The 11511-nt window shown below is 67.4% G+C and carries 7 protein-coding genes; all 7 read left to right on the top strand.

From position 1 onward, the window contains the following. The first annotated feature begins 2074 nt into the window (after positions 1-2074). On the top strand, positions 2075-3244 hold the full coding sequence (locus AB0M56_RS49850; RefSeq protein ID WP_364190510.1) for a molybdopterin-dependent oxidoreductase: 1170 nt from the start codon (positions 2075-2077) through the stop codon (positions 3242-3244). A gap of 2 nt (positions 3245-3246) precedes the next feature. Next, positions 3247-4059, top strand: a complete 813-nt coding sequence (locus AB0M56_RS49855; protein ID WP_364190513.1) for a hypothetical protein — start codon at positions 3247-3249, stop codon at positions 4057-4059. A 406-nt stretch (positions 4060-4465) separates the two neighbouring features. Then, positions 4466-5101 (top strand): helix-turn-helix domain-containing protein, encoded by a 636-nt coding sequence (locus AB0M56_RS49860; RefSeq protein ID WP_364190516.1) that lies wholly within the window; start codon positions 4466-4468, stop codon positions 5099-5101. A gap of 792 nt (positions 5102-5893) precedes the next feature. After that, entirely contained in the window at positions 5894-8695 is a 2802-nt protein-coding gene (locus AB0M56_RS49865) for an AAA family ATPase (RefSeq protein WP_364190519.1), read from the top strand. A gap of 991 nt (positions 8696-9686) precedes the next feature. Next, a complete protein-coding gene (locus AB0M56_RS49870) occupies positions 9687-10211 on the top strand; it encodes an SsgA family sporulation/cell division regulator (RefSeq protein ID WP_364190522.1) in 525 nt (174 codons plus the stop codon). 147 nt (positions 10212-10358) lie between these two features. After that, the gene (locus AB0M56_RS49875; RefSeq protein WP_364190525.1) at positions 10359-10916 is read left to right on the top strand and encodes a hypothetical protein; all 558 of its coding nucleotides are present in this window, start codon (positions 10359-10361) and stop codon (positions 10914-10916) included. Positions 10917-11014: 98 nt separating this feature from the next. Next, positions 11015-11511, top strand: a 497-nt coding sequence (locus AB0M56_RS49880; protein WP_364190528.1) for a cytochrome P450, incomplete at its 3' end; no start/stop codon positions are given.

The following is an 11511-nucleotide window of genomic DNA, read 5'->3' on the forward strand; positions in this document are numbered from 1 at the left end:
TTCTGCATGCTCATGACATTTCCTCCGGATGTTCGACCGAGCGCGTGCACGGGCTCGGTGACGGGACGGGATTCCTCGACCTCGGCTGCCGCCGCTGTCGCGACTTGATTGGTGTAGGCCAAACGGGGAATCTTTCGAGAGATCGGCGAAAATTTTCTTGAGATCCCCGTTCGGCAGGCGTCCTTGCGGCGTAACTGCTCGCACCGGGTGCCTGGCGGCCCGTGATCCGGTCGGTGATGCCTGGAGACCGCATTCGATGCGGGCCTGGGCCCCTTCGTTCGTGTGCGACCTCGACGTAGCTCATCGAGACGAACGGGTAGCGGGCCAGCTGGTGCAGCGCAAGCCACTGGCTGATCCACGACAACGTCGCCGACTGCGAGATGAGCGCTGCCTTACGTCGGGCCGGTTGCACGGACCCAACAGTCGCGTTCACGCTGCTCAGCAACTATTTTGTCGAGGTTCTCGCGAGATGCGCGGGCCCGCCGAATACGCCCGAAAGAGGAAATGAGCTGGCGCAGGTATCCACGCGGCGGTATCTCGGCTGATCAGGCGCCAGTTGCCCACCGCGAAGACCACACTCGCGCACCGAGAGTGATCGTGGCGCTGAGCAACCGGCATCGCGCTGCGCGCACAGTGCGACGCCGGTTGCTCAGCTGCAACGTCGAGGTAACCGCGGCCGCGGCTCTGAGCGTCACTAACGGGTCGTGCATCCGTAGACGTCGGCGGCAGCTCACCCCCCGATTGGTGCAGACCCCAGCCGGTTGGCACGGATGTGCGGGCGTGGGGCGTGGTGCCCTCGGCCGTGAACGGTCGCCAGTCCCATCACGACTATCGCGCTGATCCGCACGGTGTGGTGCTGTGTGTAGGTCAGGCCGAGCACCGTGCTCAAGGAGTCGCTGAAGTGCGATCACCTCTCGACGCCGAGTCGCGACCGGAGGAGTTCGAAGTCCGCGATCAGGTTGTCGGTGCTGTTGGCCGAGAGGTCGGCGACCGGGCGCCGGCGTACGAAGTGCTGGGGCCGCAGCACCGTTGCTCGACGAGCGCGACCAGCGCGGCCGTCCTGTCCGGGTTGCTCTGGGGCGGGCCACGCGGGGCCGCGTCTGCGTCGCAGATGTTCTGCGGATGGAAACACGCCCCGCGACGCCCAGCCCGTGACGCCAACAGTCACGTCCTGTACGCCTTGGTGCTCTCCGCGAAGCAGACGACCGGCAGCCCTTCACTGACCTGCACGGTACCGATGATCTTCCCGGCCTACAGGGTTTCTGCTCAGCTTGTTGGACGGCGTGTGGTTGTGACACACCGCTGGCGCAGCTGGGTTGATCCAGCGGCTCGGTCGGCCGCAGAGGCGGATCAGGCGGTCGGATTGGGCGGGCCTCCCGTTCGGAGCCTATCCGTCATCGTCCCGTCTGCTTTCCCTGCCGCAAGCTCGCCGAAGACAGGCTTGAGCACGGGCCCGACCAGCTCGGCCCGGCGAACCGAAACGCCGAGGTGCAGGAGGCGCGGAAGCGGTGGTGCTTTCCCAAGGCTTCGGTCAGGGTCAGAGCTGCGCACACGGAGTAAGACGCGTTGGTTCTGCGCCGCCAAGTTGGTATGAGTTCACCGAGTAGGCGGACGGATGGTGCGGCGTGTTCGACGGGTGCCTTTGAGGGCTGCGGACAACGCAGATGAGCAGTACAAGCTCGCCCAGGGACTGCGGCACGAAATCGACAAGGCATCCCGACCCGCGGGTCGTGCCCGATCGGTGAGGTTTCGGTGTCGGAACCACGGGGGCAGCACCAAGCCCGCTGAGCGTCATCGATGTCGAAACCCAGTTTTTCAGCTTAATTCAACGAGGGAGGTGCAGGCGGCGCTGCGACGGCCCCGCCTGTCGTCTATGCCAAACAGTCCACTTCGGCCTTCCAGCTCTCGCGAGGTTGACCACTTCGCGCCCGAGCCGCCTGGCGAGGACGTCGAGTACGGCTTTCCCGCGGCCTTGTGGCGGGCCGTCGGAAAGCGCCGGCCACCTGGTCTCGGCCGGACCCGCGCCTGGCGCAGTCCACTGCGCGGGCCATGGCTGACGTCGATCTTCGGTGCTGTGCTGCTGGCGATGCTACCGCTCGTGATCCTCACCGGACTGCTGGACTACATCGCCTACGGCCCCCAGTTCAGGCAAGCGTTCCCCGTCGACGTCGGCTGGATGCACCTGCCGTTCTTCGACTGGCCGACTCGGCCATCGTGGTTGTTCCGGCTGACTGAGGGCCTGCATGTCGGACTCGGCCTCGTGATGATCCCGGTGGTGCTGGCCAAGCTTTGGTCGGTGGTACCGAAGCTGTTCGCCTGGCCGGCGTCACGCTCGATCGCCCAGCTGCTGGAGCGACTGTCACTGCTGCTGCTCGTAGGTGGCATCCTGTTCGAGATCGCCACGGGCGTGCTGAACATCCAGTACGACTACATCTTCGGGTTCAGCTTCTACCGCGCGCACTATGTCGGGGCTTGGGTGTTCATCGGGGCATTCGTCTCCCACGTCGTGATCAAGTTGCCGAAGATGGTCAGGGCGCTGCGTTCGAGGTCCCTGCGAGTGGAACTGCGGACGACTCGCGCCGACACTCGGCCCGAGCCTGTCGACAGCGACCTGGTTGCCATCGCCCCTGCGCCGGCGACGATCAGCCGCAGGGGAGCGATCGGGCTGGTGGGCGGGGGAGCGCTGTTGGTCGCTGTGCTCACCGCCGGGCAGACCATCGGGGGATTCACCCGTAGCTGGGCGCTGCTGTTGCCTCGCGGGCGGTCCTATGGCGACGGGCCCAACGACTTCCAGGTCAACAAAACCGCTGTCGCCGCGCAGATCACGGCCAGGGACACAGGCCCGGCGTGGCGGCTGTCGCTGTTGGGCGGTCCACGGCCGGTCCAGCTCGACCGTACTCAGCTCCTCGCGATGCCCCAGCACGCCGCCACTCTGCCGATCGCCTGTGTGGAAGGCTGGTCCGCGACGCAGGACTGGTCGGGGGTCCGGCTTCGGGACCTGGCCGCAGCGGCCGGCGTACCGGATCCGGAGCGGGCAATGGTCGAGTCCATCGACACTGGCTCGTTTGGCCGTGCCACGCTGCAGGCCAACCAGGTGCTGGATCCCGACGCATTGCTGGCCTTGCGGGTCAACGGCACCGACTTGTCGCTGGACCACGGCTTCCCGGCACGGGTCATCGTGCCGGCCCTGCCCGGGGTGCACTGCACGAAATGGGTTCGGTCCATCGAGTTCCGGAGCCGCTGACGATGCGTACCGTCCTTTCCCGCGTCCGCGGATTCTACGGCGACAACCCCTTGCATCTGCTGGTGCTGATCGTCTGTTTCGCTCTGGCCGGATTCGCCGCAACGCACGAGGTGACCGACCGCCTGTGGCCGTTGGCTCTGACCTGGTTCCTCGCGGCCGTCGTGGCGCACGACCTCATTTTGTTCCCCGTCTACGCCCTGCTGGACATTTCGTCCACCTCCGTGCTGGGCGCTGTGGGCAGACATCGCCGCAGTTCAGCGCCGCCTCGTGTGCCCGCGCTGAACTACATCCGCATCCCTGTTCTCGGCACCGCGCTCACGTTTGTGCTGTTTCTGCCGGGCATCATCCAGCAGGGCGCCATCGCCTACCAGGCGGCCACCGGTCAAACGCAAGAACCGTACCTCGCTCGTTGGCTCCTGTTGGTCGCGGTCATGTTCGCAGCCAGTGCGGTGGCATACGCGATCCGGTGGTACGTCGGCGGTATTCCGGTTCGCACCGCATTGGCACCTGTACGAGCCATGTTCGAAGAAGGAGAACGCGTCCTTCTCGTCGGGGAGGGGACCGTCGTCCCGGTCGCTGCGGTCGCAACATCGGCGGCGCTTTACCACCCGGCTGGCGACCGACCGGGAGCGTGGCTGCGCACGCCGTGGCGCGACCTGACCGACGTCGAATGGCGAGCCGATGGCGGTCTGCTCGACCTCGTGCCCAGCGCCCGGGCAGAGGGTCGGCCCCGCCAGGTGTCCCTCGCGTGTCCCGAGGCGTTGATCGACCTGGCGAAGAAACTCGTCGCTGAGGGAGCGCGCAGTACTCGCTAGCGCGTCGGCTATCAGCGGTGATAGCTAACCGGGACGGTCCAAAGGCGTGCGCGACCGCGTCGCCGCCGACGCGGCAGGCCCCAACCCGTGGTGCTAGAAGCTCGCTCGCCGGATCGCGCGCAGGTCTTGAACCGGAACATCGATATCGGTGTGTCCTTCGGTGCCGTCCTCGCCGTCGAAGGGGAGTAAGCACTGAAAGCGTTCACGGTGCTGATGAGGTCGACCTACGCGCCGTAGTCGATCACCCATACGTCGAAGCGCTCGCCGGGCTGATCTTGCGCGGAGTAGCCGTGCCTGACGACGTGCAGGATTCGGGCGTCGAACAGCGCGAGCAAGGTGGGTTTCTGGGAGTGGCTTTCGTTGACGAGGAAGCCGCGGGTCTTCTTATTTCGAGTACGACCGGGAGATGATCGTCGAGGGCACGATGGACGGCCTGGCCGCCGCCCGGTCCCGGGGCCGCGTCGGGGGCCGGCCCCCAGTGCTGACGCGGCGGCAGCTGGATCAGGCGCAGCGGATGTATGACTCGGGGGAGCACACCGTCGCCGAGATCGCCGAGACCTTCCGCGTCGGGCGCACCACCCTCTACCGACAGCTGCACGCCCACAAGGACGGCGGCGATTGCGCGCTGGTCGTCTACCGCAACACTCGTACCCGCAAGATCGACGCCGACACCAGTCGCCGTTACGGCGAGATCGGCGCGAGTGAGAAGGTGCAGCTGGAGGCCGACCGCAAATGGTTCCCGATTGCCCCCGCCCGCTGGCCACGGCTCAAGCCGATCGTCTACGTCGTCGACGGCGCCGTAGCCCCATGGGATGGCTATGGCACGCCGTGCACACGAAGCAGCCGCAGTGATGACAGATGCTTGTGGCGCCGTCGTTGTCATCCCCGGTCACCATCCGCCGGGATTCGCAGCTCCCGAACGGCCGGCACCGAGGACCGCGTCCTCACAGCCGGAACGGCACTCCAGTGCGGTCACGTCTTTCCATCTCACGAGCAGCGTCGGCGTACCGGTTGCCGGTCTCGAACATGTAGTCGCGGATAACGCGGGTGCGGGCGCGGTCCGGTTTTGACACAGTGACTCCCTCACGGCACGCCCACGCTCGCGCCGTCGGAAGGGGCCAAGGGTCGGGGCAGGAGTGCGCTGAGTCGTTGACATCTTGTCCGCGCCGCCGGGGCCGCGTGGGGGCTGTCCGGCTGGGAGTCCGGCGGGCACAACCGCCTCGTGATACCGGTGGCACGGTGTGTCGATGGTCAGGGGGACAGCCGCTCACGCTGCTCCGGACAAGTTGAGCAGTGCGGTAGCCCAGCCGAGGTTGTGGACGAAATAGTCCATTCTCACATCGAGCCCTGGTGCGCTCTGCGTTAGCAGCAGCTAGCCTTCTGGCATGTCGGGTAACGAGAAGGGATACACGTCTGGGGCGCTCCGGAGCTGCGCTGGGCTGGCCGTGACGACGGCAATCACCCTGCGTACAGCGTCGACCTCGCATGGCTGGGGCATGGGGCTGCGACTCGAGGATAAACTGGACCATAGGGACCACGCTGGTCAGCTAGGAGAGGCAAGTTTTGAGGAGACGAACCTCTGCGCGCTGGTACTGACCAAGGCCTGACTCAACGCTCAGATGTTGAATCTTGGAGCGATATCAGGGTCGAAAGGCTTCGCTCACCTTGCGCTCGGTGTTCTATCCCTGTGCATGCTGTGTCTCACAACGCAACTTCGTGGGTTATCTGTGAATATTTGGCTGTCTTTGTCTGGGTCGGGAAATGCTGTTTGGTGCGTGCGCTCGCATGGGGGCAGAGACAAGATTCGACCCGCGTTGTGTCACAGCCTCGGCCGATGGGGGACGCGGTGAGCGGCGGTGACGATGCCGTTCCGGTCCTGTTCGGTCGGCGTCGTGAGCTTGACGTGCTGGGCGATGTGCTGGGCGGGACACGGCAGGGACGCAGTGCGGTGCTGGTGGTGCGCGGCGAGGCGGGGATCGGCAAGACCGCGTTGCTGGATCACGCGGTCGCGCGGGCCGGCGATCTGCAGGTCATCTCTGTCTCCGGCGCGGAATCGGAAGCGGAGTTGGCCTTCGCCGGCGTGCATCAGGTGTGTGCGCCGCTCCTGGATGGGCTCGATCGTTTGCCGGCTCCGCAATCTGCGGCGCTGAAAACGGCGCTCGGGCTGGCGGAAGGCAGTCCACCGGACCGGTTTCTCGTCGGGCTGGCCGTGCTGACCTTGCTCACCGATGCTGCTGCCACGCAGCCGCTGGTGTGCGTGATCGACGACGCGCAGTGGCTCGACAGCGCGTCGATGCGGACGCTGTCGATCGTTGCGCGCCGGCTGCGGGCGGACCCTGTGGCGATGGTCTTCGCTGTCCGCGAGGGCGAGCAGAATACGGATGCGGCGGGTCTGGAGCGGCTGCCCGAGCTGAGCCTCACCGGGCTTGATGACGGGGATTCGCGGACGCTGCTGGCAGCGACGATGCCCGGCCCGATGGAGGAGCGGGTGCGGGAACGGATCCTCGCCGAGGCGCGGGGCAACCCGCTGGCATTGCGGGAATTGCCGCGCGCGGCGAACCTGCCCGCGTTCACCGGGGGCTTGGAGCTGCCTGGCCACGGACGGGCGCTGTCGCGACGCATTGAACGCAGCTTCGCCGCCCGGGTGTCGAAACTGCCGGCGGATACTCGGCTTCTACTGCTCATCGTTGCCGCCGACCCGGTGGGGGACGCGGCGGTGCTCTGGCGTGCCGCCGCACTCCTCGGTGTACCGGAATCCGCTGCGGAACCGGCGGAAACGGCCGAGCTGATCACCATCGGGCGTTGGGTGCGGTTCCGCCATCCGCTGATCCGGTCCGCTGTCTACGAGGCGGGCGGCCGCACTGATCGCCGGCGCGTGCACGGGGCGCTTGCCGACGCGATCGAGCCCGTCGACGTGGAGCACCGTGCGTGGCAGCGTGGTCGGGCGGCGACAGGTCCCGATGAGGTGATCGCGGCCGAGCTGGAACGAATGGCCGAGCGCGCACGAGCCCGCGGCGGAGTCGCCGCGGCGTCGGCGTTCCTGGCTGATGCGACCGAGCTGACCCCGGATCCCGTCGAGCGCGCCCGGCGCGCTCTGGCCGCCGCGCGGGCGAAGCTCGCCGCCGGAGCTTCGGACGCAGCGCTGGCGCTGCTGGCGTACACGCAGGCTGCGCCGCCGGACCTCATGCGGCAGGCTCAGACTGAGCTGCTGCGGGCGCAGATCGCGTTCGCGATGCACCGCGGCCGCGACGCCCCCGCTCTTCTGCTCGCGGCCGCCGAGCACCTGCGTGACCTCGACCCGTTGCTCTCGCGCGAAACCTACCTCGAAGCGCTGATGGCGGCGGTGTTCGCCGGCCGCCTTGTGTGGGCCGAGGACAGCGGGCCCGCCGGCATGGCCCGGGCCGCGCGCTCGGCGCCGGCGGCACCTGATCCGCCGCGGGCCGTCGATCTGCTGCTCGATGGGCTGGTGCTGCGGTTCACCGAGGGTTACGCGGCCGCGGCGCCTACGCTCATGCGGGCCGTGCGGCAGTTCCGGCGCGACGCCGACGTCGGGGTGGCGGGGCTGCGCTGGTACGGACTCGTCGGCCGGATCGCGCTGGACCTGTGGGACCAGCAGTCGTGGGACGATCTCGCCGCCGCGCAGGTGCAGATCCTGCGCGAGCAGGGTGTGCTGACGCTGTTGCCGGTCGCGCTCGCTTACCGCGCCGGCGTGAGCGTGCACGCGGGCCGGTTCGAGGAAGCGGCCGCGCTGCTCGAAGAGTCCGACGCGATCAGCCAGGCCACGGGAGCACCGCCGCCGCTGTACATCGAGCCGGTGCTCGCCGCCTACCGCGGCCAGGAGGAGCACACGCTCCACTTGGTGCGGACCAGTCTGCACAGCGCCAGCGTGCGCGGCGAGGGCCGCGTGATCCCGATCGTGCAGTACGCCGCGGCCGTGCTGCACAACAGCCTTGGGCAGTACCGCGAAGCGCTGGCCGCCACGGACCAGGCCATCGAGCACGACGACATCGGCATGTACGGCTACGGGCTGCTCGAACGCGTCGAAGCCGCCGCTCGCTGTTGGGAGACCGCCATCGCCACCGAGGCCATGGAGGAACTGGTGGCGCGCGCCGAGGCAGCGGGGACCGAGATGGCCCTCGGCGTTGCGGCGCGCTCGCGTGCCTTGCTGGCCGAGGGAGCTGAAGCCGACCAGCTCTACCGCATTGCCATCGAGCACCTCGAGCGCAGCAGAGTTGACGTGCTGCACGCAAGGGCTCAGCTGCTCTACGGCGAATGGCTGCGCCGGGAACGCCGCTCTGGCGAAGCAGCCAATCAGCTGAGGCAGGCCCGCGATACCTTCCGGCGCGTGCGCGCTGATGGGTTCGCCGAACGCGCCCGGCGCGAGCTCGTCGCCGCTGGGGTGGTCGTGGAAGCACCCCCTGCACCGTTGGTGGAACAGCTGACCGGACAGGAAACCACCATCGCGCGACTGGGGGCCGAAGGACGCACCAACTCGGACATCGCCGCGCAGCTGTTTCTCAGCTCACGCACAGTCGAATGGCACATGGGCAAGATCTTCGGAAAGCTTGGTATCCCTTCGAGAAGGCACCTGAAGGCCGCGCTCGCGGACCACAACGGATGCCTGGGCCTGTCATGAGGCGCGAGCGAGGCGTCCCCTCTTCCTCACGCGGTGCGAGGCAATCCGCGCGGCCAGTTCAGGGCACGTTCGGTGAGGTCGGCTCTGTGGACCAGAACGCTCACCCCGGTCTCGGCAAGCATCCGTGTCGGCTGGGCGAGCGGAAGCCCTGAATTCGATACCCAGGCCATTGCACGTGTCGAGGGTCAGTGGGGACAGCCGATGGCGCCGGGCGCCCAGGCCCACGCTGTCGCGGTTCTCGTTGGAACCGCAGCGCCGGCACGGTGACGAGTGGCTGGCTGGCAGGTGTAGCGGTGATCCGATTGCCGGTGTTTGAGGGCTGCCTGGTCAATCGAACACACCTGGCTGCGACCTGGTCACCGAGCAAGGCGCGCAGGGTCCGCGTCGAGGACGTCCGCTGCCTCGGCAGGCGTGAAGTCGGTCGGCCTGTCGGCCCTAGAAGCCCGTGAGCCTTGCCCCACGGGACTGCCGTGGATCATCCGCTGCAGAGGCGTGCCACGTCCGAGTCCATGGACGACCGGTGCCGTGGACCCTGACCGTTCCTGAACACTGGTTCGCACTGGTCACGTGTTCACGCGCCCGCGGTGAATGCTTCTTTCTCCATCCGGACCAGTGCGTTCGGCTGGACGCCGGTGAGCGCGGGCCGAGCATCGCGCCTCGCCGACGTGCGGGGATGTGCTGTGATCACATGTCCGTTTCCCGGGAGTCACGACACCTACTGGTCTAAACCGCTAGGGAGTGCTGCGGGTCCGCGTTGGGGCGCTGGTGAGGTCTCCTGGAGTCGTCAGTTCACGGTCACAGCTTGACGGCGAACTGGCGAACCATCTCGCGACCGGCGGGCAGATATCTGCACCAGACGGGCTGCCGGTCGATGATCCAGCGCTCGCCCCAGTTCCGCACCAAGGGCCACTGCTCCGCTGCGGGCACCAGCGCAGGAGGCCACACCAAATATTCCGCTTCGATTGGCGCGCGCACTGGGAAGGGGGTCACTGTGACCAACGAAGAGCCTGACCGACGCAATGATGAGCCGGCGGCGAGTGGCGTCAATCCGCTGGCGCTGCGCATCCACCGCGTCTTGCGCATCTCGATGCGCATCCCGCCGACTCCGGGCCATGCGACTCCGCGCGCGCTCCATATCTACCGGTTGGTGGAACACCCGTTGCGGCTCCCTCTGAACGCGGAGTTCCGGTTCGACACCACCAGTCCCTTCACTGTCGCGGCGACCTTCAAACCGAATGGAGAACCCCAGGTCACGTGGGACATCTCCCGGGAGCTTCTCTGGTCCGGCCTGCACGGCAAGACCGGAGCCGGCGACGTACAGACGTGGCCCACCGTCGTCGCCGGCCGGCACGTGCTGCGCCTGCGACTGGCGGCAAATGGAGTCACCGCGGTCTACGAAGTCGATCTTGATGAATTGACGATGTGGCTCGAGAAAACTTGCGAGCTGGTGCCGCCGGGAGAGGAGACGCTTCACGTGGACTGGGACGCTTTCGCGTCAGAAGTGCACCGTCGGTGACGTCGAACCGGGCGGCCCGTCGTCGCCGCGTGACCCCTGCGCCGCAGTCCCCGTAGGGCGTAGTGGCTACCGGCGGGGATGCGTTATGGGTAGCCCGCTCGACCGGGCAACGGTCGTATCTGTGGCCACCACAGCTTTGAACCAGCAATGTCCGCCAAGGACCCGCCCACCATTCGCGGGCGGGAGAGGAGCTTAGCCGTGTTTGGGAAATGCTATGACGCGTCGATGATCGCCCGGAGCGCCGAGAACGACCTGACCGAGGATTGCCCCGACAACGCCGCCTGGGAAGTCCTGGCCGCCGGCCTCGCCGCCGAGCTGGTTGCCGCGGGCGTCCTGCGCAGCCAGCCCTGGCGCGCCGCGTTCGCCGCCACTGCGCGACACCGGTTCGTCCCCCGCATCCTCGCCGGTACGACACCGCTGCAGGTCGGTGACCCAGACTGGTTCACGACGGTCTACTCCGACGAGGCGCTCGCCACCCGAACCCGACCCGCCGACGACATCCAGGACAAGCGTGCGATCACCAGCTCGTCCTCGAGCTCCTCCGTCCACGACCGCAGCCGCCTGATCTCCACTTCGGAGAAGAACCTCGTGGACATCCCAGACACCGCCCCGTCCCAAACGATCACCGACGGGCACATCCAAAGCAACCGCACCCACCGCATCACGCCAGGCTCACCAGGGACAACACGATGTCCGGAGCGCTAATCGGCCCTCGGACCAGCACGTTGGGGGCTAAGCGTTGCTTTTTCGGTGCCTGCTACCGGAAGGCTCAGTGGTGGGCGTGTTCACCCGTCCTCATCGCGGTGTCCGATGACGACGTTGACCGGCTGAGCGCGGACGAGCTGGTCGCTACTGCGCTGCTGCTGTTGATCGCCGGGCACGACACGTCGGTGCACTTGATTGCCAACGCCGTGCTGTGCCTGCTCGGCGCGCCGGACCAGCTCGCCACGTTACGCGCCGATCTTTCGTTGGTGGACAACGTCGTGGAAGAGGTGCTGCGGTACGAGTCCCCGGTGAACGTCTTGCCGGCCCGTTTTGCCGGTTCGGCGATCGAGCTGGTGGGCGGGACCATTCCGGAGGGGGAGATGGTGCTGCTGTCGGCCAATCGTGACGGGTCGGTGTTCCCGGACCCGGACCGGTTCGACATCACCCGGCCGGTCGCCGGGCACCTGGCCTTCAGGCACGGCATCCACTATTGCCCGGGTGCGCCGCTGGCGCGGCTGGAGGGCCGCCTCGCCGTGGCCGCCTTGATCACAGGCTCTCCGCACCTGCGCCTCGCCGTCGCGCCGGACGAGCTCCG

Source organism: Amycolatopsis sp. NPDC051372 (assembly GCF_040682095.1).
In the GTDB taxonomy this organism is placed as follows: domain Bacteria; phylum Actinomycetota; class Actinomycetes; order Mycobacteriales; family Pseudonocardiaceae; genus Amycolatopsis.

Coding starts and splice junctions, on each gene's coding strand:
- AB0M56_RS49855 (WP_364190513.1), top strand. CDS start 3,247: ATGCGTACCGTCCTTTCCCGCGTCCGCGGATTCTACGGCGACAACCCC.
- AB0M56_RS49860 (WP_364190516.1), top strand. CDS start 4,466: ATGATCGTCGAGGGCACGATGGACGGCCTGGCCGCCGCCCGGTCCCGG.
- AB0M56_RS49865 (WP_364190519.1), top strand. CDS start 5,894: ATGGGGGACGCGGTGAGCGGCGGTGACGATGCCGTTCCGGTCCTGTTC.
- AB0M56_RS49875 (WP_364190525.1), top strand. CDS start 10,359: ATGTCCGCCAAGGACCCGCCCACCATTCGCGGGCGGGAGAGGAGCTTA.